The sequence below is a fragment of the Geothrix limicola genome (genome assembly GCF_030268085.1).
GTDB lineage: Bacteria > Acidobacteriota > Holophagae > Holophagales > Holophagaceae > Geothrix > Geothrix limicola.
The window spans coordinates 1,263,456-1,289,745 of the sequence record NZ_BSDE01000001.1 but is presented as its reverse complement, the minus strand read 5'-3'; the positions used below and the strand labels follow the sequence as shown (position 1 = coordinate 1,289,745).

Sequence of the window (26,290 nt, the reverse complement as noted above, 5' to 3'; positions counted from 1 at the left end):
CCTGGCCTGGAATGGGCGACCTCTCATGAGCGACACCCGCCGCCACGCCACCCTCGCCATCATCGGCCTTCCCAACGCCGGCAAGTCAACCCTGCTGAACGCCCTGCTGGGGCAGAAGCTCGCGGCCACCAGCCAGATCCCCCAGACCACGCGCACCCGCGTGCTGGGCGTGGTGGATCGCGGCGATGTGCAGCTGGCCTTCCTCGATACGCCGGGCATCCACCTGCCCAAGCACGCCCTCAACGAGCGCATGATGGCCCACGTGGAGCAGGCCCTCGAAGAGGCTGATCTGCTGCTGTGGGTGGTGGACGCCGACGACTACCTGGGCACCGGCGAACACGCCCTGGCCAAGCGCCTGCGCAAGCTGGGCCGGCCCACCTACCTGCTGCTGAACAAGATCGACCTGCTCTCGAAGGGCCGCCTGCTGGAAAAGATCGCCACCTACAAGGATCTGCTCCCCTTCAAGGAGATCGTCCCCATCGGCGCCAAGATGGGCCTGAACCTGGATCCGCTCTGGACGATTCTGGAGCGCGACGCCACCCAGCCCGGCTGGCTCCACGACGAGGAGGTCTTCACGGACCAGACCGAGCGGTCCCTCGCCTCGGAATTCATCCGCGAGAAGGTGCTCCGCAAGACGCGGGAGGAAGTGCCCCACGGCATCGCCGTGCTCATCGAGCAGTGGCTGGAGCCCGGTCACGCCGACTATCCCGAGGACCTGGGCCCCGAAGGCGTCTTCATCGCAGCGCAGATCCTGGTGGACCGTGATGGCCACCGCAAGATCCTGCTCGGCAGCGGCGGCGAGATGATCAAGGACATCCGCCAGAGCGCCCAGCGCGAACTGAAGAAGCTGCTCCAGCGTCCCGTGCGGCTCGAACTGTTCGTGAAGGTGGACGAAGGCTGGCGGGACCGGCCTGAGCGGCTGGACCGGTTGTCGATCTAGATGGAGAGGTCCGTGGCGCGGTGCTCCGCGTTCAGCGGGGCCAACCCGTCCTTGCCCGTGACGGAGGTGTACTGGCCTCGGCCCGGATCGAAGGCGAACACCTCACCGGTCTCGATCTTGTAGACCCAGGCGTGCAGGTGCAGCATGCCGTTCGACATGGCCTTGGCCACGGCCGGGTGGCTGCGCAGGTTTTCGAGCTGGACGAGGACGTTCTCTTCGACGGTGGCGTGCAGCAGCTCGTGATCCTTCAGGTGGCCGTAGCTTTCCCACATGATCCGTTCGGTCGTGCGGGCATGGGCCAGCCAGGCCTTGGTGGCAGGCAGTTCCCCGAGCTGCTCGGGTTCCAGCAGGGCCTTCATGGCGCCGCAGTTGGAATGGCCGCAGACGATGATGTCCTTCACCTGCAGGCTGGCCACGGCGAATTCGATGCCGGCGGCCATCCCGCCCATGCTTTCGTAGGGCGGCACCAGGTTGCCGACATTGCGCAGAATGAAGAGCTCGCCGGGCTGGGTCTGCGTGATCAGGTTCGGGCTGATGCGCGAATCCGAGCAGGTGATGAACAGGGTTTCGGGCGCCTGGTCCTTGCCGAGTCGCTCGAAGAGTCCCTGATGGGAGCTGAAGATCTGGGTCTGGAAGTGATGAATGCCTTGGACGAGCTTCTGCATGCTTCGAGTCTACCGGAGGTCAGGGCCAGATCCGAAATCTCGATCATCGACCCGATCAGAGACTCAAGTGGGCCATGTGCTCTTCGGAGGTGATGGGCGTGTTCGGCTCGTCATGGATGATCTTGCCGTCGCGCAGCTTCACGATGCGGTGGGCGTGGCGGGCGATGTCTTCTTCGTGGGTGACGAGGATGATGGTGTTGCCCTTCTGGTACAGCTCCTCGAAGAGGGCCATGATCTCGATGCTGGTCTTGGAATCCAGGGCGCCCGTGGGTTCGTCCGCGAGCAGGATGGAGGGCTCGTTCACCAGAGCACGGGCGATGGCGACGCGCTGCCGCTGGCCGCCGGAAAGCTGGTTGGGCATGTGGTCGCTGCGGGTGCCCAGGCCCACGTTCTCCAGGGCCTTCATGGCCATCTGATGGCGGTCGGCAGGGCTCTTCCCGGCATAGATCAGGGGCAGCTCCACGTTCTGCAGCGAGGTGGTGCGCGCCAGCAGGTTGAAGGTCTGAAAGACGAAGCCGATTTCCTCGTTGCGGATCTGGGCGAGGTTGTCATCGGTCATGGCCGAAGCCAGCTTGCCGTTCAGCTCGTAGGTGCCCGTGGTGGGGGTGTCCAGGCAGCCGATGACGTTCATCATCGTGGACTTGCCCGAACCCGAAGGGCCCATGATGGCCACGTATTCGCCGCGGGCGATCTCCATGGACACGCCGTCCAGGGCCCGCACTTCCATGTCGCCCATCTGGTAGATCTTGGTGATGTCGGTGAGCCGGATCAGCGGAGCGTCAGTCATGGAATCCTCTGAGGGAACCCGGCAGGGTCCCTAACCATCTTCGCAGATGTGACCGGGCCGGTTTAGGGCCGACCAAGGATTCCCGGTACAATCCAGGATTCTCCCGTCATCCCGATTGGCAGGTTCAGATATCCGATGATTGCACTCTTGATCCAAGCCCTGGGTCGGCCGCTGTTGCGGCTGCGGTACCGAATCCACCGGGAAGGGAAGGAGCCATCCCCCTCCAAGGGCGGGGGCGGCATCCTCTTTCTGGCCACCCATCCTTCGCTGGTCGATCCCTTCCTGTTGATGTCCGAACTGCGGCCCCGCTTCGCGCCGCTCCTCGTAGCGGGGCGGGATCATGCGGCCCCGGCCCCCCTCCGGTGGCTGGGGAGGTTGATGGGCGCAAGATCCCTCCCGGATCCGGCGGGTTATCCCCCGAATGGCGGCGATCGCTGCCGCGAGGCGCTGCACGCGGAATTGATGTCCCTTTCAAGATCCCTGGTCCTGGGGCGGAACCTGATCCTGTTCCCCGGCGGGCGCCTGGCGCGTCAGAAGACGGAAGACCTTTCCGACAACAGCGTGGTGGAGACCCTCCTCCGGCAGGCGCCGGGCACCCGGGTGGTGCTCGTGCGCTTGCACGGACTCTGGGGGAGCCGCTTCAGCGCGGCCTCAGGACGGCGTCCTGCCCTGGGTCTTGAGCTGCTCAAGAGTTTCGTCTACCTCGCCGCCAACCTGGGCTTCTTCATGCCCCGCCGGGAGGTTCGGCTCAGCCTGGAGGAAGTCCCTGATCTGCCTCTCGACGAGGGGCGTCAGGCCCTGAACCAAGCCCTGGAAACCCGGCTGAACGAGGGGGCCACCCCACGCACCTTCGTGCCCTACCTGGTATGGAAGGATCACGCGCCGCGCACGCTGCCTGAGCCCCCGCGGCCCCGGGTGGAGGGCAACCCGCGCACGGTGCCTCCCCAGGTGCGCGAGGCAGTGCGCCGCCACCTGCAGGCGGTGACGGGACGCACGGACATCCAGGAAACCCAGGCCCTCGTGAAGGATCTGAACCTGGATGCCATGGACCTGCGGGAGCTGGAACTCTGGATCCAGCGGGCCTACGGCTATTCCTGCAGCGATCCGGCGGCCCTGCAGACCGTAGCCGACCTGCAGTTGGCGGCCACCGGAGCCGCCGTGTCCCTGCGCCAGGGCGAACTGAAGGCCGTGCCCCACGCCTGGTTCCATTCCCGCACGGACCTGCCCATCCACATGCCCGAAGGCGACACGATCCTCGAGGTGTTCCTGAAGCAGGCCAAGCGCGATCCGAGGCGCGTGGCCTTGGCGGATCAAACTGGCGGCGTGAAGACCTACCGCGATGTCCTCACCGCCATCCTGGTGCTGAAGCCCCTCTTCGAGAACCTGGAGGGGACGCATGTGGGCTTGATGCTGCCTGCCTCAGGCGGCGCGAGCATCCTCTACCTGGCCCTGCTCTTCGCGGGCAAGACGCCGGTGCTGGTGAACTGGACGGCCGGATCCCGCAGCATGGGATATGGCCTGGATCTTCTCGACGTCAAGCACGTCATCACCGTCTCCACGCTGATCAATCGTCTCGATGCGCAGGGGGTGGACCTGTCGGCCGTGAAGCCGCGCCTGCTGCTGCTGGACGAGGTGGGCAAGACCATTGGCCTCGCCACGAAGCTGAAGGCCGCCTTCCGGGCCCGCTTCAACTGGACCACGCTGCTGGAGGCGAAGCCGCAGGAGACCGCCGCGGTGCTCTTCACCAGCGGCAGCGAAAGTCATCCCAAGGCCGTGCCCCTGACCCACGGGAACATCCTGGCGAACATCCGCGATGCCGCACAGGCCCTGCATTTCCGGGAGGATGAGCGGGTCATGGGCTGCCTGCCGCCCTTCCACGCCTTCGGCCTGACCACCACCACCATCCTGCCGCTGCTGCTGGGACTGCGCGTCGTCTACCATCCCAACCCCACCGAGGGCCGGATGCTGGCCCGCATCATCGAGGCGTACCACGCGACGCTGCTGGTGGGCACGCCCACATTCCTCGGCGGCATCCTCCGCCAGGCCGAGGATCGCCATCTGGAATCCCTGCGCATCGTTGTCTCCGGGGCGGAGAAGTGCCCCGAACCGATCTACGCCACGCTGGCCAAGCGCTGGCCGAAGACGACCGTGCTCGAGGGCTACGGCATCACCGAATGTTCGCCGGTGGTGTCAGTGAATCGGGAGGAGGACCCGCGCATGGGCAGCATCGGCAAGCCGCTGCTGTCGGTGGAGTGGGCCATCGTGGATATGGAGAAGGGACGCCGTGTCGAGCCCGGTCAGCCGGGCATGCTGCTCGTCCGCGGTCCCAGCGTGTTCTCCGGCTACCTGAACGCCGACGTGGATTCGCCCTTCGAGACCTTCGAAGGCCGCCAGTGGTACCGCACGGGTGACCTGGTCTATCAGGACCGCGGCGTGCTGGTGTTCTCGGGCCGCCTCAAACGCTTCGTGAAACTGGGAGGCGAAATGGTCTCGCTCCCGGCCATCGAGGAGGCGCTTTCGCGCCGCTTCCAGGCCGAGGATGAAACGGAACCCCTGCTGGCGGTCGAATCCTCGGTGGAGGAACTGAACCCTGATCTGATCCTGTTTTCGGTGGCAGGCATCGCGCGGGACGAGGCCAACGCGGTCATCCGGGCGGCGGGCCTGTCGTCCCTGCACAACATCCGGGTGGTGCGCAAAATCGATCAGATCCCGACCCTCGGGACCGGCAAGACCGACTACCGGGCCCTGAAGGCGCTGCTGGCCGAAGCCAACACCTAGACTTCCGTCTCGATCAGCAGCGCCAGGCCCAGGCCGCCTCCGATACCGATGGTGGCCACGCCGAGACCGCCGCCGCGCCGGCGCAGCTGGTGGACGAGGGTGCAGACGATGCGCGCGCCCGAGGCGCCGATGGGATGACCCAGGGCCACACCGCCGCCCGCCACGTTCAGTCGTTCGGGGGGGATCTCCAGGTGGCGCTGGCAGACCAGCAGCTGGGCCGAGAAGGCTTCGTTGAGTTCCCAGAGGTCGACGTCCGCCAAGCTCAGGCCCTGGGCGGCGAGCAGGCGCCGGACCGCGGCCACGGGAGCTTCGCCCATGTCCATGGGGTCCACGCCGGCCTCGCTCCAGCCGAGGATGCGGGCCAGGGGCTTTGCATCACCCGCCTGGTCGCGCCGCGCGACGAGAAGGCTGGCCGCCCCGTCGGACAGGGCGGAAGCGTTGCCCGCCGTGAGCTGGCCCTGGGGATCGAAGACCGGCGCGAGCCTGGCCAGGGATTCCTCCGTCAGGTCCGGACGGATGGACTCATCGTGGTCGAGCTTCGGATGAGGGACGAGTTCGGCGCGGAAGTCCGCCTGCGCCGCCCGCCGATGGCCTTCCGCCGCCCAGGCATCGGCTTCGAGCCGCGTGATGCCGCGCTTCGCCACCAGCCGCTCGATGGTCTCCCCCATCAGGAGGCCCGTGACGGGACAGCGCAGGCCATCCTGATGCATGACGTCGGGCACCTGGCGATGACCCATGCGGAAGCCCCAGCGCAGGCCCGGCACCAAATGGGGCGTATCGGACATGGCCTCGCTGCCCCCGATGAGGACGGGCGCCTCGGCCTCCCTTAGCCGCTGGGCTGCGAGGATGAGGGCCTGCAGGCTGGATCCGCAAGCCATGTTGACGGTGAAGGCGGGGGTGTCGTGCGGGAGGCCGGCCTTCAGGGCCAGGGTGCGGGCCGGGTTCATGCCCTGAGTGTGGCTGCGGGCCATGCCCCACAACAGGCTGCCGGGGCGGGGCAGGGCGGGGTCACCGAGCAGATCCTCCACCACGGAAAGGCCCAGGCCGACGGCGCCCTGGCCCGCCAGGCTGCCGCCATAGCGCCCCTGGGGCAGTCGCCGGGCTGCGAGGATCACCGGATCTTGAGCTTGCTTCATCGTGCGGGGTTCCAATCGTCCGGTGTGGGTTCACGGGGGCCGAGCCGGGCATCCGGCGGGAACCAGGCGTCCCAGAGGGCCAGGTGCCGCGCGACGTATTCGCGGGCCCAGAACCGCGCCTTCGAGGTCCAGGGCCGATCATCGGTCCGGGCGGGGACACCCCAGGCCATCAGGCCCATGCGATCCGCCAAGTACAGGGCCCTGGGCAGGTGAAAATCCGAGGTCACGATCACGATCTGGCGCTGGCCGAACACGGCCTGGGCGCGCCGGAGGCTGTCCCAGGTGCGGTTGCCGGCATAGTCGCTGACGATGTGGATAGGCGGCACGCCCTGCCGGATCAGCCAGCGGCGCATGGCCTGGGGTTCGTTGTACGTGGGATGCCGGTTGTCGCCGGAGACGAGGAACCACCGGACCTTGCCGCTTCGGTAGAGCTCCAGGGCCGTCCTCAGCCTTCCCCCGAGAATGGACGTGGGTTCTCCGTCGCTGTAGACACCTGCACCCAGCACCAGCACCGCCCCACCGACGGGAGGGAGGCGGTCGGCCTCGAAGATCTGGAGGTGATGCATGGCGGGGAACCTTCCCAGGGTCCAGAGCAAATCTCCCAGGAGGGCCAGCGTCGGGACCAGGATCAGGGGCCACCGGTGTTGCCAGCAGCGATGAAGGAAGGCGGAGATCGGCATCGTGAGTTAGCATAGACCTTTCGTCCGCCCAGACCCATGGACCTCCGCTTCCTGCGAGATCACTTGATGAACATGAGCCCTGATTCCATCGCCACCTTCCGGAGCACCCTCCCCGGCCATCTCCGGATGCTGGCCCCTCTCGCGCTGGCCCTGGCGGCCGGCGGCATGGGGTGCTTCCGGGCCACGGGCGTCTCCCGGCCTGCCGTGGCCGTGGAAGAGATTCCGGCGACCGGGGGTGACCGCATCCTCGGTTTGAAGGCGACGGCCGGTCCCGGCGATTACTTCCTGGGCAACGACTCCGTGCAGCTTGCGGTGGACGGCGCGGTGTTTGGCGATCGGGACGGCCAGTTCGGCGCGGCCTCGGGTGGTGCCATCCTCGACATCGGATCCATCGCCCTCGACCAGAGCTTCCACCGCGTCTCCATGCCCTCGGACATGCTGGAACGCCTGGGTCCTGTGGCCAATCAGGATCCGGATCTGCCCCTGGTGTTCGACCGCTTCACTCCTGGCACCCAGGTCAATGGGGTCTTCCTGGAGATGCAGGGATATCTCCTGGATCCCAAGGGCAAACTGGGCGTGGCCACCGACGCCCAGGGGCGCGTGACGGGCGTTTCGGTGGTCCACAAGATCACGCTCGGCAAGGGCGAATCCTTCTACACGCTGGAAACAACCCTCACCCCCGCGAGCGGATCCACCCTTCCCGTGACCAGCGTGGGCGACTACCTTTCCCAGCACGGGGGCGGCTTCCGTTTCGCGGTGCCCGCGGTCTCGGACCTCAACGGCTCGGCGCTTCCCGCCAATGCCTGGGGTGTCGAGATTCCAGGTACCGATTTCGCGCAGCCCCTGCTCAACAGCGTGCAGGCCCCCATGGTGGGGCTCATGGGCGCGGAATCCGCGGGCAGCACGCTGGATTCCCATACCTCCCTCGGCATCCTCCCCGTGGATGTGGATGCGGTGCTGGTGGCCTCGGATCCGCAGCACAGCCTGACGGAAAATCGCCCCGTTGTGCCTGGCCGCCTGGTGGTGGGAAGCCTTCCGCCGGCCAGCCTATCCAGCGGCCAATCCATCACCTATCGCCGCCGGTTGTACGTCACCGGCGGGCCGAGCTCTTCTGCGTCCCTTCCAGCCCAGGCTACGACCGCGTTCAACCAAATGAATCAAGCTCGGGCGCTCCTGCGTGGGCAGGATCTGGGGTACCTGTCCTTTGACTCATTTGGCACGGCGGCGCCCGGCGGCCCGCTTCAAACGGAATTCCGTTTCGAGCGGTACACCTATCAGGGGCCGATCAAGTGGGATCTTACGGATCCCGCCAATCCGGCCTACCAGCCTGAAAACTGGCAGCTGGAGCGGGTGGAGTGGCGGGAACCGGTTGCTTTGAGTTCAATCGGGGGGTCGGTCGGACTGCTTCTTCCTGCGATTCCGGACTCGTCTCATCCTGGATTTACCCTCCCCTACAGGATCAGTGTGCGAAATGCCCTCCAGCAGGGCGCGCCGCTCTACCAGGGGATGAACGCATTCGATACGACGCGTCCCTACCTGGTTACCCCCATCACGCTTTCCAAGACGCAGGCCTGGCACTTGACGGAATCGCTGGCTCCCGAGCGCGACGAAGTGATTGATACCGCGGGCAACGTCATTCATTGGAAGCAGCGCTCACAGTTCTTTACGACTCGTGAGGCCGGAACCATGGAATCCGGCGGCTTGAACCCTCTGCGCATGACCTTCCAGGGGATCAACGCCCCGGACCCGAACGTGCAGCGGGCGCGTCGGCTGTCCAGTCTCTTCAATGAAGTTGTCAAGGCGAAGCTGCCAGTAGGCCAAAACTACGGCGCCTACCACTACACAGCAGGCAATCAGATCTTCGGTACCGCTTTCGGGGCCGCTGCCTCAGCGACAATGTCCTTCCAGCCTGGCAACTACGTGGTCTATGGCACCCGTGGTCCTTTGTCGCACCTGGATACCCTGCCGGTGGCGGTGTTCGACGGGCAGACGGCGGTGAGTCATGAATTCGTGGTGACCAAGCCCGTGTTGCCCGCCGGTTGGACGAGCTTCGACCTTCCCTCTCCCACTCAGGCCACCACGGGCGGCTTGAATCCGGGCGAAATGCTCAGTTCCGCGACGGCCGAGGGCGTCCAGGTGGTGGCGCGCACGGAAGAAGATGTGCTGACGGATCCCACGGCCCTCCGCACGGAGTTCCGTGCCGAAATCGATATTCCGCAAGTGACGGATGCACAACGGGCCCCCCTGGGGAACGATCCCTTCGTGGTGGGCGCCCGCAGCGCCACCCTCAGCGATGGATTCGTGACCGCCTTGTTCACACCCGCTCCGACATCGGACCGCAACGGCGGCGCCCGGCCTTCCAAGGGCTGGAACCTGGCGGAGTTCATCACCCAGGCCGAGGGTGGCTACACGATCATCCATCAGCCCAGGAGCGCCAAGGGCCTGTTCACCGTGCGGGGATTTGACCGGACCGTGCCGCTGGGCACGGGGGTGAACAGCTGGTGGACCGCAACAGGTCCTGCCTCCCTCGGCAAGCATGTGGGCGATTTCGACGCCCTCGAATTGTTGCGAGCCGAAGGTTGCAATCCGGCCGATCCCACGGCCTGGTACGCGGAGTTTTCTACGGTCCGGGACGACTGGTTCGCCCTCCTGAACCAGCAGACTCCCACGGCCTTCACCAAGGGACTGGGGCTTTCCGCGGCGCGCTACAGCCTGGATACCCCCGTGGGTCTGGCCCGGACCTACCTGAAGGTGGGCACCACGCCTCTGACGCAGGACACCCTCACCCCCGTGCTGACGGCCCTCCGCAGCGGCGCCGCGGTGGCTTCGACGGGCCCCATGCTGGACGTTTCCGTGGGTGGTGTCGGCCCTGGCGGCCTGGTGGCCGGTCCGGTTTCCAGTGTGGATGTCAGCATCTCGCTGGTCGCGCCGGATTGGGTTCCCGTGGATGAAGTCAGGGTGGTCGTGAACGGCGCCGCCCCCATCCAGGTGCCGATGGCGAGCTTTGCGGCTTCGGCGAGCGATCCCCGTCTGCGGACGGCCACCGTGACGGTGCCCATGCCCGCAGGCAAGGACGCCTGGTTCGTGGTCGAAGCCGGCGTGTCCCGCACGCAGACGGGCCCGTACAAGGGCGAGTCGGCCCCCGGCAAGAATGATGGAAGTCCCTGGAACAAGATCATGAAGGGCATCTATCCCATCGCCATCACCAACCCGATCTTTGTGGATGTGAATGGCGGGGGCTACACTCCTCCTGGACTCTGATTTAGACGGGAGTGGTGATGGCTGACTGGCTTCCGGAGCGGCTTCCGGAGGATATCGATGCGGAGCGATCCTTCCTGGCGACCTGCTGTGCGCCGGGGGCAGGCTTCGTCGCCAGCGAAGCCGTGTTCATGCTGTCCGAGGACGATTTCGTGCACCCGGCCCACCGGGCCGTGTTCCGGGCTCTGAAGACCCTCATCGAAGCCCAGGTCGAGGTCAGTTCCTTGACCTTGAAGGACGCGCTGGATCAGGACGACAGCCTCAACAAGGTGGGCGGCTATCCGGGCCTCGTGGAGCTGCTGGCTGGCGAGGACGTAGAGCGTCCCCAGGTCCTGGCTGACGTGATCCGTCGCAAGGCCAAGCTGCGCCGCCTCGTGCACCTGGGCGCCCAGCTCGTGCGCCAGGCTGCCGAAGAGGAAGAGGCACCCGAGCTCCTGGTGGATCAGACCGCCCAGAGCCTCTTCCATCTGGCCCAGGGGGACGCCAAAGCCAAGGGGCTGCTGTCCATCGAGGCCGTCGCGGATGAGGCCATGGAGCGCCTCGCCGATCGAATGGAAGGCCGGCTTTCCCCGGGCATCCGCGTCGGGTTCAGTCGCTTCGACGAACTGACCCAGGGCTTCCAGCCCGGCAACCTCATCGTGCTTGCCGCCCGCCCCGGCATCGGTAAGACCGCGCTGGCCCTCAACTGGATCCTCCGCGCGGCTCAGGATCGCGACGGAAGGCCCGGTCACTGCGGTGCCTTCTTCAGCCTCGAAATGAGCCACGAGGAAGTCTTCATGCGCCTGCTCTCGGCGAAAAGCCAGACGAACATGAAGGACTTCCAATCGGGCAAAGCCAGCGGACGGATGGACCACGTGCTGAAGACCCGGGACGAGCTGGCCCAGATGCCGCTGTTCATCTCAGACCTGGCCTCGATCACCGTGCCTCAGATCCGCAACATGGTGGTGAAGCAGGGCAGCCAGAGCAACCGGAAGATCGAGTTCGTCATCATCGACTACCTGCAGCTCCTCAGCAGCCCGGAGGGAAGCCGCGGTGCCAAGCAGAACGAGGCGGTCCGCATCGGCGAAATCAGCCGTGGCCTCAAGATCATGGCCAAGGATTTCGGCATTCCCGTGGTGGTGCTCTCCCAGTTGAACCGTGAGGTGGAACACCGCACGGGTGGCCGCCCCCAGCTCAGTGACCTGCGCGATTCCGGTGCCATCGAGCAGGACGCGGACATGGTGGCCTTCATTCACCGCAAGATGGTGGCTACCACTGACGGCGATGCGGATCTCTCCTCGGCTGAACTGATCGTCGCCAAGCACCGCAACGGCCCCACGGCCATCATCCCGCTCCACTTCCAGGGCGAGTACGCGATGTACCGCGAACTGGTGCGGGAGACCAGCCCCTACTAGGAATGACTCAATGACAAAAAGGGGCTCCAATCGGAGCCCCTTTTCGATTCGAGATGGCGACTACTCCAGCCCGAAGGTCGACGTCTCCAGCTCCTTCTTGACGAAGGCCATGAAGAGATCGCCGGTGGCACCGTCGATGATGCGGTGATCGAAGCCGAGGCTGCTGAACATCATCTGGCGGATGGCGATGAAGTCGGTGCCGTCAGGGCCGGTGATGACGACGGGGCGCTTCACGATGGCGCCCACGCCCTGGATGGCCACCTGGGGCTGGTTGATGATGGGCAGGCCGAAGGTGTCGCCGTAGACACCGGGGTTGGTGATGGTGAAGGTGCCGCCGCTGATTTCGTCGGGCTTGAGCTGCTTGGAACGAGCGCGCTCGGCCAGGTCGTTCATGCTGCGGGCCAGGCCGCCGAGGTTCATCATGTCGGCGTTTTTCACGACGGGGACGATGAGGCCCCAGTCCAGACTCACGGCGATGCCGAGGTTGATGTCCTGCTTGTAGACGATGTTGTCGCCGTCCACCGAGGCGTTGGCCACGGGATAGGCGCGCAGGGCCTTGCAGGCCGCCATCATGATGAAGGGCATGAAGCTCAGCTTGGTGCCGAACTGGGCCTCGAAGGCCTTCTTGTGCTTGTTGCGCAGCTGGGCCACGTGGGTCATGTCGATCTCAAAGACCGTGTAGACGTGGGCCGAGGTGCGGCGGCTGGCCACCATGCCGTCCGCGATGATCTTGCGCATGCGGCTCATGGGTTCGACCTTCACCCGCTCGCCGGCCGCGAAGGCGGGCATGGCGGGGGCAGGCGCCACGGACAGGGCGGGCGTGAGGCCCATGGTGGGTGCAGAAGGATCGTGAACGGCGGGCAGGGCAGGGGCGATGCTCGCGGCCGCGGGGGCGCTGGGTGCCGGGCCCTTGGCGAGGTAGGCCTCCAGATCTTCCTTGGTCACGCGGCCGGCCTGGCCCGAACCTTGGACCTTGGCGAGGTCGATGCCGTGCTGCTTGGCCATTTCGCGCACCAGGGGGCTGCTCTTGGATTTCAGGCGGCCTTCCAGGCTGTTGTCATCCTCGAGGACGACGGGCACCACCGCCACGGGAGCGGTCGCAGCCGCAGCCGGGGCCGGGGTCGCGGCGGCCGCGGGAGCCGGGGCGCCCGCGGGCTTTTCCGATGCGCTGCCGATGCGAGCCACCACGGTGCCCACGGGAACCGTGACGTTCACGTCCACGAGAATTTCCAGCAGGGTTCCGGCGGCGGGCGCGGGGATCTCCGCGTCCACCTTGTCGGTGCTGATCTCGTAGAGGGTGTCGTCTTTGGCGATCACATCACCCACCTGCTTGTGCCACTTGAGCACGGTGGCTTCAGCGATGCTTTCGCCCATCTGGGGCATGACGACGTCAAAGGCCATGATTTCGCTCCTATGCGGAAAGAGGTGGAGTTTCGAGGTGGTGAGAGGTGAGCGACTGGAAGGCGTGGGCCGTCTCCAGCAGCATGACATCCGAAAAGGCCGGTCCGATGAGTTGGATGCCGACGGGAAGGCCTCCGCACAGACCGGCCGGCATGGAAAGGCAGGGCAGGCCCGCCAGAGGTGCCGTGACCGTGAAGACGTCCGCCAGGTACATGGCCAGCGGGTCGTTCGTCTTGGCGCCGAAGGGGAAGGCGGGGCCCGGACTCACGGGCGTGGCAAGGATGTCTACGGATTCGAAGGCCCGTTCAAAATCCCTGGCGATGAGGGTTCGCGCCTTCATGGCCTTCTGGTAGAAGGCGTCGTAGTAGCCCTTGGAGAGGCAGAAGGTCCCGAGCAGGATCCGGCGTTTGACCTCGGGCCCCAGTCCCTGGTCACGCGTCTCGGCGATCATGTCGGGCAGGCTGGGTGCCCCGGCGCGATGGCCGTAACGGACTCCGTCGAAACGGCTGAGGTTGCTGGAAACCTCGCTGGTGCAAAGCAGGTAGTAGGTATCGATGGCGTAGCGAGTATGGGGGAGACTGACATTCCGGATCTCGGCGCCCTGATCCGCAAAGACCTGAAGGGCCGCTTCGAGAAGGCTTCTTGAACCGGATTCAAGTCCATCTGCGAAGTACTCGGTGGGCAGGCCGATGCGCAACCCTTTGAGGTTCCGGGGGCGCAGGGGAACCAGACCATCCTGACGAGGCAGGTCGGTGGAGGTGCTATCCATGGGGTCCCGGCCGGCCATGACCTGCAAGGCCAGGGCGATGTCCGCCGCGGTGGTGGCGATGGGTCCCACCTGGTCGAGACTGGAGGCCATGGCGGTCAAGCCGTACCGGCTGAGAGCGCCATAGGTGGGGCGCAGGGCGGTCACGCCGCAGAAGCCCGCCGGAAGGCGGACCGACCCGCCCGTGTCGCTGCCAAGCGAGAACGGGGCGTAGCCCGCGGATACCGCGACCACGGAGCCGCTGCTGCTGCCGCCGGGCACGAGGGACGTGTCCCATGGGTTCCGCGTGGGCTTGAAGGCGCTGTATTCGCCGCTGGAGCCCATGGCGAACTCATCCATGTTGGCCTTGGCCAGGGGCACCGCCCCTGCTGCGATCAGGCGCTCCACCACGGTGGCGTTGTAGGGGGCGCGATAGCCCTCCTGGATCCTGGATCCGCAGGAGACCGGGAGACCGGTCCAGTTCAGGTTGTCCTTGATGACGATGGGCAGGCCGAGCACGGGGGAGCGTTCTCCGGCTCGCAGCCGCGCGTCGGCCTTCCTGGCGAGGCGAAGGCTCTGGTCCTCGTCGGTGGCCAGGATCGCGCAAAGCTGGCCATCCAGACGCTTGATGCGGTCGAAAGCACTTCGGACGAGGGCTTCGGAGGACAGGTCGCCTGCATCCAGGCCCTCCCGCCACCCCACCGCCGTGCCAACCGCCATGCCTGCGCCTCCAGAGCCCTCTACTGTGACATTCCGCCGCGATTTCTTCCAGTCTCGGTCTCGGTCTCCCGGAGTGCCTTCAGAACGGAATCAGCGTTGTTCGGAAGCACAGGGCCTGCACTCAGGATGGAAATAGGCTACCATCCTCTGCTCAAGCCCTGTCCTTCCATCCCGTTCGATGTGCCGGTCGAGGGCGCTTCCTGGAATGTCATGAACCCATTCAATGTGCTGGAAATTCCGCCGGATGCCTCGCCCGAGGACATCAAGGCCGCGTACCACCGGTTGGCCAAGCGCTGGCATCCGGACCGGTTCACGGGGGCGGAAAAGGTCGAGGCCGAATCCAAATTCCGTGAGCTGGCCGAGGCGTTCAGCGTGCTGAAGGATCCGGCCAAGCGGTTGTCCCTGCAGCAGCAGATGCCGAAGCCCCAACCCGGTATGGCCGACCGAGACATCGAATCCCCGCAGGAACGCACGCCAGAGGACTGGGCGGCGATGGCCAAGGCCGCCTTCGAGGAAGGCAACACCGACCAGGCCCGCGCGCTCATCCACTACGCGATCCGACTGGATGAAGAAAAGGCCTCCTACCACGCGCTGCTGGCCGCCATCCTGGAGAAGGAAGGCGGGGATCTCCGCGCAGTGGTGAAGGCGCTGGAGTCGGCCGTGCGGCTGGCTCCGCGCGACGTGGAAAGCCACATCAAGCTGGCGACGCATTTCACGACGCTCGGCATGGCGGCCCGGGCCCAGCGGCATCTTCAGACGGCCCGGGAGATCGCTCCCAACCATCCCAAGCTTCGCGTCAACTCACCCAAGCACGCCTCTGGACCGAAGAGCCGGGCAGCACTTGGACCGAAGGGAAAGCCTTCCGCTGCGCCGGCAGGGCTCCTGGATCAACTGAAGGACCTGTGGGGCCGATTGACGGGAAAGGGTTGATCATGGGGATCCGAGCCGCGGGCATGACCGATGTGGGTTGCGTCCGGAAACAAAATGAGGACAGCTACCTCGCGGATGCCGAGCTGGGCTTGTTCGTGGTCGCGGACGGCCTCGGTGGCCATGCGGCCGGCGAAGTGGCTAGCCAGATCGTGGTCGACACCATCGCCCGTTTCGTGGGCGAGACCCTGGAAAAGGATCGCACCTGGCCCGTGGAGTACGATCCTTCCATCTCCTATGACGGAAATCGGTTGAAGGTGGCGGTGCTGCTTTCGGATCAGGCCATCGCGGAAGATATCCGGCGTAATCCGGAACGCGAAACCATGGGCTCTACCGTCGTGGCCGGCCTCTTCCACGGTCGGAACCTCACGCTGGCGCATGTGGGCGACAGCCGGGCCTACATTCTCAGCCCCGATGGCATCCGCCAGGTGACCCGAGATCACAGCTGGGTGGCGGAGCAGGTGGCGAATGGGATTTTGACGCCTTCCGAGGCGCGGGTTCACCCCTTCCGGAATGTCATCACCCAGGCCCTTGGCAATGGCGGGGACCTGGATGTTGAGATTCAGGCGCTAGAACTTTCTAAATCGGAGCGACTCTTGCTTTGCTCCGATGGCCTGTCAGGAATGATCGGCGACAAACAGATCTGGGATATCGTTACGCAATCAGACGATATCCAACATGCAGTCGAATCATTGATTTCCAAAGCCAGAGAGCATGGTGGGGAGGATAATATCACCGCCGTTCTGGTTGATTGGGAATCGGAATAAATCTAACGCAAGCGCAGTTAACCTTGACCTAATCCATTCCGGCGGTAACCTTTCTCTTACCTAAATTCTCCAAGCGAGGCATCCGGTGGGTCTTTTCGGAAGCAAAACCAAAAGTCTTGTCGGCTTGGATATCGGCTCAAGCTCTGTAAAAGTCTGCGAACTTCAGCAGATGGGAAAAGGTAGCAACATCCGCTACCGCCTTCAGAAGTTGGGGCAGGTATCCCTCCCGGCCGACGCCATCGTCGACGGGGACATCATGGATAGCAACGCTGTGGCGTCGGCTATCCGCCAGGTCCTGGCAGAACAGAAAATCAAAGCCAAAGAAGTGGCCATCTCGTTGTCAGGTCAGCAGGTGATGGTCAAAAAAGTGACATTTCCCCTGATGAGCCAGGCCGAATTAGCGGAGTCGGTGCGCTGGGAGGCCGAAAGCTTCTTCCCGGCAGGACAGGGCTTGGACTCCTATGCGCTGGACTACTACCTCATTGAGGAGCGTGCTGGCGAAGGAAACATGGATGTGGTCCTCGTGGCCTGCCGCAAGGACAAGCTGGAGGCCTACGTCAGCTGCGTGGCCCAGGCCGGCTGCAGCCCCAAGATCGTGGATGTGGACGTGTTTGCAGTCCAGAACGCCTACGAGGTCAACACCATGGGTGGCGGGCGCGATGAGGTGGTCGCGCTGGTGAACATGGGCGCGACCTTCACGAACCTGACCATGATGGTGGGCGGCAAGTCCGTGTTCTGGCGCGACATGGCCTGGGGAAGCGGCCGATATTCTGAAAAGCTCATGGAAGATTGGGGTCTGAGCCGCGAATCGGCGGAAGCCTTGAAGCGCAATCAGGCCGCCGAAGGCCGTGAACCTGAAGAAATCCAGCCTTCCATCAACGCTGTTTCAGATGCCTTCGCCGATGAGTTGGCCAGGACTCTGGATTTCTTCAAGAGCAGCTTCAAGGTGGACCGCCTGGACCGGGTGCTGGTTTGCGGTGGGGGCTCGATGATCCATGGCCTGATGGATGTGCTGAGTGACCGCCTCCGTGTGTCCGTGGATCGTTTCAATCCCTTCCAGCTCATCGAAGTCGATGGCCGCACCGAAGATCCCGTGACGGTCCGCGAGATCGGCGGCGGCGCCGCCGTCGTCGTCGGGCTGGCCTTGCGCCAAGTGGGGGACCGATGATCAAGATCAACCTGCTCGGTGACGCACTTGCCCAGGCCGGTGCCAAGAAGGGCGGCGAGAAGGCTTCGGCCGAGCCGGTCCAGGTCTACACCGGAGAGGGCGGCAGCCGCTCCAGCCTTCCCATCGCCGGCGTCGTCGTGGGCCTCGTGTTCGCCGCGCTTGGAGGGGTCTACTACCTTTGGCTGAACAATGAATTCACCAAGGCTGAACATCGGAAGGCCGACCTGGAACGGGACAAGAAGCAGTACGAACCCTACATCGCCCTTGAGAAGAAATTCCGCGAAAAGAAGGATGCCCTCCAGAAGAAGGAAGAGGTCATGACGACCTTGAAGCGCCAGCAGTCCCTGCCGGTGCACTTCATGGAGGAACTGGCCAACAGCCTGCCAGACGACGTGTGGTTCAAGAAAGTCACCCAGAAAGGCATGACCATCACCATTGAGGGTGAAGGACGGAACTTCGAATCCATCAATGCTTTCTACGGGAACCTTCAGTCCCGCACCCGTTGGTTCAAGAAGATCAACTATCCGGGTGCCAAGCGAGGCACGTCCGGCGCTTTTGAATTCACCATCTCCTTCGAACTCCAGAACGCTGTCTGAGGCCGGCCATGAATCCCCAACTTCAGAAACAGATCGGTGTGGGCGCATTGGCCGGCATTATCCTCGCCGGGCTGGTTTACTTCCTTCTGGGAGGCAAGCGGGCCGACCTGGAATCCGTCAATGCTGAAGTGAAGACGCTTCAGGCGGACGTGGACAAGGGCAAGCTCCTGAAGGCGAGTTACGAAAAGCTCCGGGAAGAGGTGGCCAAGCAGGACAAGCGGATCGAAGAGCTGATCAAGATCATGCCTTCGGATACGGACTACGGCGAAATCCCCTACCGGATCAAGAAGATCGCCGACGATGCGGGCATCGACCAGGTTTCTTTCTCGCTCAAACCCGAACGGAAGGACACCTACTACACGGAAAAACCCGTGGAATTTGAATTCCGGGTGGGATTCCATTCCTTCGGCCAGTTCGCTTCGCTCATTTCCGGATATGACAAGATCATCAACATCTCGAACATCGAATTTACTCAAAAAATAGACCCCCGCAGCACCTATCCGGCCGCGGCCAAGTGCATCATCAGCGCTTTCGTCTACAATCCCGAGCCTCCTCCGGCTGAACCCGCGAAGAAGCCGGCCGCCGCCGCCCCCAAGGCGGGCGCCAAAGAGGATTGAGGTCCTTCATGATCCGACGAACCCTTCCATTCACTCTGCTTCTCGGGACGGCCCTGCTGGCACAGGCGCCGGAAAAACCGGCGCAGCCTGCACCAACGGCCGCACCGGCTGAAGATGTGGCCATCATCAAGGCCACGCCCTACAAACCCACCATCCAGCGGGACCCCTTCTCCGCTCCAAGGGACGAACGGGCTTCGGATGCCCTGGACCTGCTGGATGACATCGCCGTTAAGGGCATGATCCGAAAAGATGGCAAGAATTTCGCCATCGTCTCCGATAGCCGAGGAAATGTTCGCTGGCTGCCCGTTGGTCACCGGTTCAAGGATGGTGAAATCACCGCCATCACTGATAAGACCGTGGTTTTCCACCAGTGGGAGTTGAATACCACCAACCGTTCCACATTCCGAACCATCACGAAGACGTTTAAGCGTGAGGAGGGTAAACGATGAATGCTCGCCTGAGTTCCTTGCTGGTCGCAGGGGGCGTGGTCCTGGCGGGGATCCACACGGGATCCCTCCTGGCGTCGCCTGCCATTGAAGCGGCCTCGCACAAAGCCACCCTTCTATCGACCTCCCTTGAATCCAATGGAACCGGGGCCAAGGTGTTCCTCCGCGTTCCGGGGATGGAGGCCCAGCCTGGCGTACAGGTCCTCTCCAATCCCCATCGTGTGGTGTTGGACCTGCCCGGAGTGGACCGAGGTACAGCGGTTACGCGCAAGGATCTGGCGCAACTGGCTCACCCATTGATCCAGAAGGCCCGGCTGGCCCAGTTCGTGACGGGACCGAAGCCCGTGACGCGCCTGGTGCTGGAAGTCGTGCCTGGAACCCAGGTTCTGGTTGGATCCACGCTTGATGGTGTCCAGCTCCTGCTTTCTCCGGGAGAGGGCCGCGTCTCGGCTCGCATCGATGCGACCATGCGCCCCCAGGCCGTCCAACCCCTGGCGGTCGAAATGGCCTCCGCGGCGCCCGTTGTCGCTGTGTCTGTTCCGCCCCCAGCAGCCGCTCCCAAGACCATCGCCAACCTGAGCCCGCTTCCCGCCATGGGCGGGGCTTTCCAGTCCCTTCCCCAGATTGCCCTCCCCACAGCCCTGACGGCTGTCGCCCCTGAAGCGGCGCAGGCCCCCGAAGCCGAGAAGCCTCACGCGCAACCCGCGCCCTACGGGGCTACCCGCACCCTGGGTGAGGGGCGCACCAAGTACACGGGTTCCAAGATCACCATCGCCCTGTCGAATACGGATATCCGTGAGTTCCTGCAGATCCTCGCCGATACCGGCAAGTTGAATCTGGTCATGGATCCCGATGTCACAGGCACCTTCGGATTCCGGTTCACGGACACACCCTGGGACCAGGTCCTGGACGTGGTGCTGAAGAATGCCGGCCTGGGCAAGGAGATCCAAAACGGCGTACTGCGCGTTGCCAAGATCGACAAGCTGCAGAAGGAAGAAGAGGAGCGCAAGAAGCTCGACGAGATCAAAGCCCTCGCCGGTGAGCTTCAGACCATCACGAAGCCGCTCTCCTACGCGAAGGTCGCCGATGTCCAGAAGATCCTCAAGGACATGCTCACCAAGCGTGGCAGCGCCATCCTGGATGAGCGCACCAACACGTTGATCATCACCGATCTGCCCCGCAACATCTCCATCATCGACGACCTGATCCAGACCCTGGACGTCCAGATCCAGCAGGTGCAGATCGAGGCGCGCGTGGTCGAGGCCAACAAGAACTGGCAGCGCGAATTCGGTGTCAAGTGGCCCCAGTCCAACAAAGGGGATGTCGCGATCACCGGAGGCGGTGGTACGGGTTCGGGGTCCACACCCTGGGTCGGCAGCACCTCCCCCTTCTGGAACGGCACCACGGGCTTAGAGCGTCCCGTATCGGGCCAGCTTGGCGCGATCGCTTGGTCGCCCGGCAAGGATGGTTCCACCTCCATTGCGGCCCCCGCGGGCGAGTTGTGGCTGTCCTTCCTCAGCAACCGCTTCAGCATCAACGCCGTCCTTCAGGCCATGGAACAGAACGGCACCCTCAAGATCGTGTCGTCCCCCAAGGTGGTCACCCAGAACAACAAGAAGGCGACCATCCTGAGCGGCGAGAAGATCCCCTACCCGACTCAACAGGGCGGTGCCTCGGGAGGCGCCATCACGGTCGCCTTCATCGATGCGAACCTGCAGCTGGATGTCACGCCCCAGATCACGAGCGAAGGCACGATCATCATGGACCTGAAAGTGGAGAAGGCCGAGGCCGACTTCACCCGCCAGGTCAACGGAACACCGACCATCACCCGCAAGTCCATCGAGACCCAGGTACTGGTGCGGGACGGCGGCACGGCTGTGCTGGGTGGCGTCTATGTCACCAATTCCACCACGGGCAGCACCAGCGTTCCCTTCCTGTCGAAGATCCCGGTGATCGGGTTCCTCTTCCGCAATAACACGCGCGCCGAACAGAACAAGGAATTGCTGATCTTCATCACGCCGAGGGTGCTGCGCCAGTAGTCGGTGCCTCCCAACCATGAGAAACGGCCCCGAACGGGGCCGTTTCTCATTAGACCGATAAAAGAAGAAACCTATTTCGCGATGGGCAGCGTGCGGACGAGGCGCTTGCAGCTGTTGCAGAGGATGGTGAAGTTGTCCGGCTGTTCGAAGTGGTATTTGAACCCGGGATCTTCATCAATTTTTTCGAGACGACCGAACTGGTACTCGGCAATGCGCACGCTCTGGGGGGCGGTCAGATCGGCGCCGCAATGGGTGCAGGAAATGGCGGCCATGCTTGCTCCTCGGTAAGGCTTGGATTCAGGAATGAAAGAATTTCCAGAGCCCCCAGCTTAGCAGAGCCAGTGCGGCCAGACCGACGAAGACCCGCAATAACACCTTGCCGATCTGATATGCGACATAGATCACGAAGAGTGTTGCCAGGGCGCCGAGGATGAGGATCGTGGTGGTCATGCCCGGTTTCCTTCCGAATCCCAGTGGTAGAAACCCCGACGGGCCTTACGGCCTGAAGCGCCCTCGGCAACGAGGGTCTTCAAGTTCGAGGGGGGTGTGAACCGGGTTTCCCCAGAGGCAGCCAATCCTTCGGCGATCCGCAACCGGAGGTCCAATCCCACCCGGTCGGAGAGTTCCAGGGGGCCGATGGGGTGTCCGTATCCGAGGGTCATGAGCGCGTCCAGGTCCTCGGCTGAAGCCACGCCGGACTCCAAGAGGCGCATGGCCTCCAGGCCCTGGGCCAGGGCCATTCGGGCCGCCGCGAAGCCCGGCTGGTCCCGCACCTGCACGACCCGTTTGCGCAATGCCAAGCCGAGAGTTCTGGTGCGGTCGACCTGCGCTTGCGGCGTACCCGGCGCCACGGCCATTTCGACCACCGCCATTTTAGGAACGGGCACGAACAGATGGAATCCCACCAGGCGCCCTTCCAGGCCGGATCTGGCGGCGAGGTCGGAGATGGGGAGCGCGGAGGTTCCGGACAGCACCAGGAGGTCCGCGTGTTCAGGCAGGCTCAGCGGAGCCAGGGCGGAAGCCTTGAGGGCCATATCTTCCGGGAGAGCCTCCAGCAGGGACGAGATGCCTTCTAGAGCCATGGGACCGAAGGCGGCGGCGCTAAGGCTATGCATGGCTTGGTCTCGCGCCTCGGCACTGAGGCGCCCCTTGGCGCAGGCCCGGTCCCAACGACGGTGAATCTCCTGAAGGCCGGCCTCCGCGTGGTCCAGGTCCCGTCCCAGCAGCCGCGTTTCCAAGCCGCATTCCGCGGCCCACTGAGCCGCGGACAGGCCCAGGGTCCCCGGGCCGAGGATGGCCAGAGGTCCGCTCAAGACCGCGCCCCGGCTCCCAGACTGGGCCGATGGGAAAGTTCCGTTTTTAAGGGCTCTTCGATCATGGTTTCGAGCCTCCACCCGCTATGATGAACGGAAAGGGCCTCCCGTACGTCACCGCAACCCAGCCCAACCCCGCCGGGCCATCTGTCCTCATGCTTATCGATTACGCCGCCATCACGCATCCGGGCAAGGTCCGGAAGAACAATGAAGATGCCTACCTGCTGAGCGCGCTGGATGGCGAGGAGCCCATCATCAACGGCCCCGCTAGGTCCCTGAAGGTTGGAGACGCCGGGCTGCTGGTGGCGGTGGCCGATGGCATGGGCGGCGCCGCCGCAGGCGAGGTGGCCAGCCGGGAAGGGCTCGCGGCTTTGGCGCTATTTCTCTTCGGCCACTGGGGCCGCCTGACCGGCGCCAAGGCGTTGGAATCCGAGCTGCACAAGGCGCTGGAGATCGCCGTCGAGCAGGCCAGCGACGCGGTGCTGCGCTATTCCGACGACGACCGCACGGCCAGGGGCATGGGTTCCACCCTGACGTCGGCCATCATCTGGAAGGGCTGCGCGTACATCGCACAGATCGGGGATTCCAGGGCCTACCTGCTGAGGCAGGGCCTGCTGCACCAGATCACCGAAGATCAGACCCTCGTCAACGATCTCGTGGCTCAGGGCAGCCTCACGCGAGAGCAGGCCCGCACCCATCCCCAGCGCAACATGATCACCCAGGCCCTCGGATCGCCCCAGCCCCTGCGCGTGGTCCTGCTGCGCCTCTCCTTGCGACGGGGGGACCGCCTGCTCTGCTGTTCCGACGGCCTTCACGGCGAGGTGTCCGATGCGCGCATCCAAGAGGTGCTGAACCAGGGGCTGAGCCCCCGGCGCAGCCTCGAACTGCTGGTTGATGAAGCCCTGGCCCACGGGGGCCGCGACAACATCACCGGCGTGATCCTTTCCCTGAACGATCCTGGTCTGCCCCTGCCGACGCCTGGGGAGGCCCTCGACCTGATTCATCCCGATGCGCTCACCCGCCGCAGGGGAATCCGGGGATGGTTCCAAGGGCTTTTTGGAGGCAGTGCCTCATGAGCATGCTGCAAGGGACCGTGTCCCTCAAACGATTCCTGGTGCTGGGCCCCGTGCCCGATGAGAAGGACCTTCAAACCGGTCTGGAGCAGGATCAGTTCCGTCCCTTCCAGGATGGGCTGGAGGAGGAGCGCATGGGCTGGTGCGACTGGCGGAATCCGCTCATCACGCCGCCCGATGAGAACTGGGTCAGCCAGGAACGCTTCGCCGTCTTCGGCTTGCGCATCGATACGCGCCGCGTGCCGCCCTCGCTGCTGAAGGCCCACGTGGATCTGCGCCTGCAGACCCTCCAGAAGGAGAAGGATCTGGCCTTCATCGGCAAGGAGGCCCGCATCTCCCTTGCCGACGAAGTGAAGGTCGAACTGCTGCGCAAGGTGTTGCCCACGCCCAAGGTGGTGGAGGTGGCCTGGGATCTCAAGAACGGCATCCTCTGGACCACGGCCTCGTCGAGCAAGACACAGGGCGCCCTGACGACCCTTTTCATCAAATCCTTCGGTTGTGAGATCCACCCGCTGGCGCCCCTGGTGCTGTCGGGAAGACTCTGCCCCGACATGTCCGTGGAAGCGTTGATGGCATTGGATCCGCTGGATCTCGAACTAGAGGAGGCCTGAGGTGAAGCCTCTTGAACTCATGGAGCAGGGCCGATTCCTCGGTGAGGAATTTCTGTTGTGGCTCTGGATGCGCAGCATGACCGAAGGTGGTGCCAGCGGCGAAGACGGCGACGGCTCCGGCTGCTTCGTCGACGATGCCATCCAGTTGGCTTCCGAGCGCGGCGAAGTGAAGGAGATCTCGCTGCGCAAGGGCAACCCCTCGGAAAGCCGCGAGGCCTTCGAGGCCCTCAGCCGCGGCATGCGGCCCGCGAAGATGAAGCTGCGCATTCTTTCGGGCGATCTGGAATGGGTGTTCACGCTCAATGCCGCCACGCTGGACATGGGCACGCTCAAGCTGCCCCCCAGCACCGGCAAGGCACCCCATGAACGGCTCCACGACCGCATCTTCCTGCTGGAAGAAGGCGCCGGTCACCTGGAACGGCGCCTGAAGCTCTTCCTCCGCACCCGCGCCGAGGATCCCGAAGGCATGCAGGAAGCCATGCGCGCCTGGGTTCGCGCAGGACGCACCGGCGAGGTGCTCGCCACGGGCGAGGTGCCTTGGGAGGCCTGAGCCTTTCCATGAAGACGGGACTGGGCTTCCTGTTCGTCCCCGCGGCGTTCACCGTCGCGGCCGCGCAGGAGCCCGCGCCCGTGCTGGTGCATGCCCGCACGCCGGAGGGCCGGGCCCTCATCCTTCGGCTCCAGTTCAAGAAGGGCCTCAGCGTCGAAGGGAAGGCCCTTCCAAAGGCGTTCCTGCTCAAGGGCACCGATGCTAGCGGCTGGGTCGCCTTCGAAAACCTCAGCCCCGAAGGCAAGCGCTGGGCCCTGGCGGCGCTCTTCCCCGAGGATCAATGGCGGCAGGATGACGTGCGCCATACGGTGCGCCATCCCGAGGTGGAATCGGTCTGGACCCTCGCTTCGCTCTTCACGGGGCACGGGCAGAACTACGACCGGCTCATGGCGGAGAATCCCGACCTGCCTGAAAAGCTGAGAGAGGGTGATACCTGGCGCATCCCACGCGGCCTTCTGTCCGCCGATCTGGGCGGTTCGGGCCGCGGGCCGGACCGCTCCAAGCCTGAAGATGATCTGGATGACGAAGCGCGGGTGGCGGCCTATCGCAGCCTGCTGTCCTTCGACGAGGATGCCCAGGGCAAGTTCGCGGCCTACCGCATGCGCAAGGGCGAGGCCCTGTACTCCAGCGTCGTCATCCGCTACACAGACCGCGTCGATCCGAAGGGCGTGAACGAATTGGCCGACCGCATCGCGAAACGCAGCGGCATCACCGATGTGCGGGGCATCCAACCCGGCCAGCTCATCAAGATCCCCGTTGCGTTCCTGGCCGACCCCTTCCAATCCGAGGGCAGTTCGGCCCTGGCCGAGGAGCGCGAGATCCGCGCGGAAGTGCGCCGCACCGTGCGTGTGGAGGCGGGTCCAAAGCTCAAGGGCGTCCGCATCGTGCTCGACGCGGGCCATGGCGGCGTGGATCCCGGCGCCCGGGCCAATGGCCTCTGGGAATCGGATTTTGTCTACGACATCGCCATGCGCGTGCGGCGGCTCCTCGAGCAGGAGACCGAGGCGCAGGTGAGCAGCACCATCCGGTATCCCGGCCTCGGCTTCAAGAGCCGCGAGGCGATCCGCGTGCCCAACGGCATCGCCGAGATCCTCACCTCGCCGCCCTTCGCCGTGGATGGCGAAAGCCCCACGGCCGTCAGCGTCCACCTGCGCTGGGTGCTGGCCAACGATCTCTTCAGCGCCTTCCGCAAGACCAAGGGGGACGCGCAGAAGACCCTGTTCCTCAGCTTCCACGCCGACAGCCTGCATCCTTCGGCCCGGGGCTCGATGGTCTATGTTCCCGGCGCGGCCCTGGTGCCCAGCACCTTCGCGCTGGGAGCCGCCAAGACGGGCCACGTGGCCGAGGGCAGGCGGTCGGCCCGGGTAGCGTTCACGGGCCGGGAGAAGCTCCAGGGCGAAGCCCGCAGCCGCCAGTTCTCCGAAACCCTGCTGAAGGCGCTGCAGAAGGAACACATCCCCGTCCACGCCAACCGCCCCATCCGCAACGTGATCTACCGCGGCGGCGGCAAGTGGGTGCCGGCCGTGATCCGCTACAGCACGAGCGCCACCAAGGCCCTCATCGAGGTGGCCAACCTCACGAACGAGGAGGATGCCGCCAGCCTGCGCGACCCCGAGTTCCGTGAGCGCTACGCGGCGGCCGTGGTGAACGCCATCCGGGCGTATTATCGGAAGTAGAAC

General features: G+C 64.7%; 24 protein-coding genes. 15 read left to right on the top strand and 9 right to left on the bottom strand.

All coding sequences use genetic code 11. The features are described 5' to 3' along the window. Positions 1–25 precede the first annotated feature (25 nt). Positions 26–940: a GTPase Era gene (era, locus tag QSJ34_RS05620; RefSeq protein ID WP_285571469.1), complete on the top strand. Its 915-nt coding sequence runs from the start codon at positions 26–28 to the stop codon at positions 938–940. Here the strand turns inward: era and QSJ34_RS05615 are convergent. Together QSJ34_RS05615 and QSJ34_RS05610 are read right to left on the bottom strand one after the other, a co-directional pair. Beyond that, positions 937–1,605 (bottom strand): carbonic anhydrase, encoded by a 669-nt coding sequence (locus QSJ34_RS05615; RefSeq protein ID WP_285571467.1) that lies wholly within the window; start codon positions 1,603–1,605, stop codon positions 937–939. The genes era and QSJ34_RS05615 overlap by 4 nt on opposite strands. A gap of 55 nt (positions 1,606–1,660) precedes the next feature. Then, positions 1,661–2,392, bottom strand: a complete 732-nt coding sequence (locus QSJ34_RS05610) for an ABC transporter ATP-binding protein (RefSeq protein WP_285571465.1) — start codon at positions 2,390–2,392, stop codon at positions 1,661–1,663. Positions 2,393–2,527: 135 nt separating this feature from the next. On the opposite strand from QSJ34_RS05610, the gene QSJ34_RS05605 reads away from it, so the two are divergent. Next, complete coding sequence (locus QSJ34_RS05605; protein ID WP_285571463.1) at positions 2,528–5,170, top strand: AMP-binding protein; 2,643 nt, start codon at positions 2,528–2,530, stop codon at positions 5,168–5,170. Here the strand turns inward: QSJ34_RS05605 and QSJ34_RS05600 are convergent. Together QSJ34_RS05600 and QSJ34_RS05595 are read right to left on the bottom strand one after the other, a co-directional pair. Further along, positions 5,167–6,306 (bottom strand): thiolase family protein, encoded by a 1,140-nt coding sequence (locus tag QSJ34_RS05600; RefSeq protein ID WP_285571460.1) that lies wholly within the window; start codon positions 6,304–6,306, stop codon positions 5,167–5,169. The genes QSJ34_RS05605 and QSJ34_RS05600 overlap by 4 nt on opposite strands. After that, on the bottom strand, positions 6,303–6,872 hold the full coding sequence (locus QSJ34_RS05595) for a SanA/YdcF family protein (RefSeq protein ID WP_285571457.1): 570 nt from the start codon (positions 6,870–6,872) through the stop codon (positions 6,303–6,305). The genes QSJ34_RS05600 and QSJ34_RS05595 overlap by 4 nt, the downstream gene beginning before the upstream one ends. Before the next feature lie 186 nt (positions 6,873–7,058). On the opposite strand from QSJ34_RS05595, the gene QSJ34_RS05590 reads away from it, so the two are divergent. Both QSJ34_RS05590 and QSJ34_RS05585 read left to right on the top strand, forming a co-directional pair. Then, complete coding sequence (locus tag QSJ34_RS05590; RefSeq protein ID WP_285571454.1) at positions 7,059–10,247, top strand: CehA/McbA family metallohydrolase domain-containing protein; 3,189 nt, start codon at positions 7,059–7,061, stop codon at positions 10,245–10,247. A 17-nt stretch (positions 10,248–10,264) separates the two neighbouring features. Next, positions 10,265–11,638 (top strand): replicative DNA helicase, encoded by a 1,374-nt coding sequence (locus tag QSJ34_RS05585; protein ID WP_285571451.1) that lies wholly within the window; start codon positions 10,265–10,267, stop codon positions 11,636–11,638. A 60-nt stretch (positions 11,639–11,698) separates the two neighbouring features. Here QSJ34_RS05585 and QSJ34_RS05580 read toward each other — a convergent pair whose 3' ends face one another. Continuing rightward, positions 11,699–13,039, bottom strand: coding sequence for a dihydrolipoamide acetyltransferase family protein (locus tag QSJ34_RS05580; RefSeq protein WP_285571448.1), 1,341 nt, complete (start codon positions 13,037–13,039; stop codon positions 11,699–11,701). Positions 13,040–13,049: 10 nt separating this feature from the next. Next, complete coding sequence (gatA, locus tag QSJ34_RS05575; RefSeq protein WP_285571446.1) at positions 13,050–14,504, bottom strand: Asp-tRNA(Asn)/Glu-tRNA(Gln) amidotransferase subunit GatA; 1,455 nt, start codon at positions 14,502–14,504, stop codon at positions 13,050–13,052. A gap of 210 nt (positions 14,505–14,714) precedes the next feature. Between gatA and QSJ34_RS05570 the strand changes: the two genes are divergently transcribed. The 7 genes from QSJ34_RS05570 (at position 14,715) to QSJ34_RS05540 (ending at position 21,064) form a co-directional block, all read left to right on the top strand. After that, complete coding sequence (locus QSJ34_RS05570; protein WP_285571439.1) at positions 14,715–15,434, top strand: J domain-containing protein; 720 nt, start codon at positions 14,715–14,717, stop codon at positions 15,432–15,434. A 23-nt stretch (positions 15,435–15,457) separates the two neighbouring features. Then, positions 15,458–16,198 carry a Stp1/IreP family PP2C-type Ser/Thr phosphatase gene (locus QSJ34_RS05565; RefSeq protein WP_285571432.1) on the top strand — a complete coding sequence of 247 codons (741 nt, stop codon included), beginning with the start codon at positions 15,458–15,460 and terminating at the stop codon, positions 16,196–16,198. An 85-nt stretch (positions 16,199–16,283) separates the two neighbouring features. After that, a complete protein-coding gene (pilM, locus tag QSJ34_RS05560; RefSeq protein WP_285571430.1) occupies positions 16,284–17,366 on the top strand; it encodes a type IV pilus assembly protein PilM in 1,083 nt (360 codons plus the stop codon). Continuing rightward, positions 17,363–17,962: a PilN domain-containing protein gene (locus tag QSJ34_RS05555; protein ID WP_285571428.1), complete on the top strand. Its 600-nt coding sequence runs from the start codon at positions 17,363–17,365 to the stop codon at positions 17,960–17,962. The genes pilM and QSJ34_RS05555 overlap by 4 nt, the downstream gene beginning before the upstream one ends. An 8-nt stretch (positions 17,963–17,970) precedes the next feature. Continuing rightward, the gene (locus QSJ34_RS05550) at positions 17,971–18,579 is read left to right on the top strand and encodes a type IV pilus inner membrane component PilO (RefSeq protein ID WP_285571425.1); all 609 of its coding nucleotides are present in this window, start codon (positions 17,971–17,973) and stop codon (positions 18,577–18,579) included. Between the two features lie 8 nt (positions 18,580–18,587). Then, positions 18,588–19,028, top strand: a complete 441-nt coding sequence (locus tag QSJ34_RS05545) for a hypothetical protein (protein ID WP_285571422.1) — start codon at positions 18,588–18,590, stop codon at positions 19,026–19,028. Then, entirely contained in the window at positions 19,025–21,064 is a 2,040-nt protein-coding gene (locus tag QSJ34_RS05540) for a type IV pilus secretin PilQ (RefSeq protein WP_285571420.1), read from the top strand. The genes QSJ34_RS05545 and QSJ34_RS05540 overlap by 4 nt, the downstream gene beginning before the upstream one ends. Positions 21,065–21,135: 71 nt before the next feature. Here QSJ34_RS05540 and QSJ34_RS05535 read toward each other — a convergent pair whose 3' ends face one another. The 3 genes from QSJ34_RS05535 to QSJ34_RS05525 are packed head-to-tail and all read right to left on the bottom strand — an operon-like array spanning position 21,136 to position 22,377. Beyond that, positions 21,136–21,336: a hypothetical protein gene (locus QSJ34_RS05535; protein WP_285571417.1), complete on the bottom strand. Its 201-nt coding sequence runs from the start codon at positions 21,334–21,336 to the stop codon at positions 21,136–21,138. A gap of 25 nt (positions 21,337–21,361) precedes the next feature. Beyond that, entirely contained in the window at positions 21,362–21,514 is a 153-nt protein-coding gene (locus QSJ34_RS05530; protein WP_285571414.1) for a hypothetical protein, read from the bottom strand. Then, the gene (locus QSJ34_RS05525) at positions 21,511–22,377 is read right to left on the bottom strand and encodes a 3-hydroxyacyl-CoA dehydrogenase family protein (RefSeq protein WP_285571412.1); all 867 of its coding nucleotides are present in this window, start codon (positions 22,375–22,377) and stop codon (positions 21,511–21,513) included. The genes QSJ34_RS05530 and QSJ34_RS05525 overlap by 4 nt, the downstream gene beginning before the upstream one ends. Before the next feature lie 155 nt (positions 22,378–22,532). On the opposite strand from QSJ34_RS05525, the gene QSJ34_RS05520 reads away from it, so the two are divergent. The 4 genes from QSJ34_RS05520 to QSJ34_RS05505 are packed head-to-tail and all read left to right on the top strand — an operon-like array spanning position 22,533 to position 26,287. Continuing rightward, positions 22,533–23,453, top strand: a complete 921-nt coding sequence (locus QSJ34_RS05520) for a PP2C family protein-serine/threonine phosphatase (RefSeq protein WP_285571409.1) — start codon at positions 22,533–22,535, stop codon at positions 23,451–23,453. Continuing rightward, positions 23,450–24,061, top strand: coding sequence for a recombination-associated protein RdgC (gene rdgC, locus QSJ34_RS05515; RefSeq protein ID WP_285571407.1), 612 nt, complete (start codon positions 23,450–23,452; stop codon positions 24,059–24,061). The genes QSJ34_RS05520 and rdgC overlap by 4 nt, the downstream gene beginning before the upstream one ends. Position 24,062: 1 nt before the next feature. Next, positions 24,063–24,611 (top strand): hypothetical protein, encoded by a 549-nt coding sequence (locus tag QSJ34_RS05510; RefSeq protein ID WP_285571405.1) that lies wholly within the window; start codon positions 24,063–24,065, stop codon positions 24,609–24,611. A gap of 8 nt (positions 24,612–24,619) precedes the next feature. Next, positions 24,620–26,287 carry an N-acetylmuramoyl-L-alanine amidase family protein gene (locus QSJ34_RS05505; RefSeq protein WP_285571403.1) on the top strand — a complete coding sequence of 556 codons (1,668 nt, stop codon included), beginning with the start codon at positions 24,620–24,622 and terminating at the stop codon, positions 26,285–26,287. The last annotated feature ends 3 nt before the right edge of the window (positions 26,288–26,290 follow it).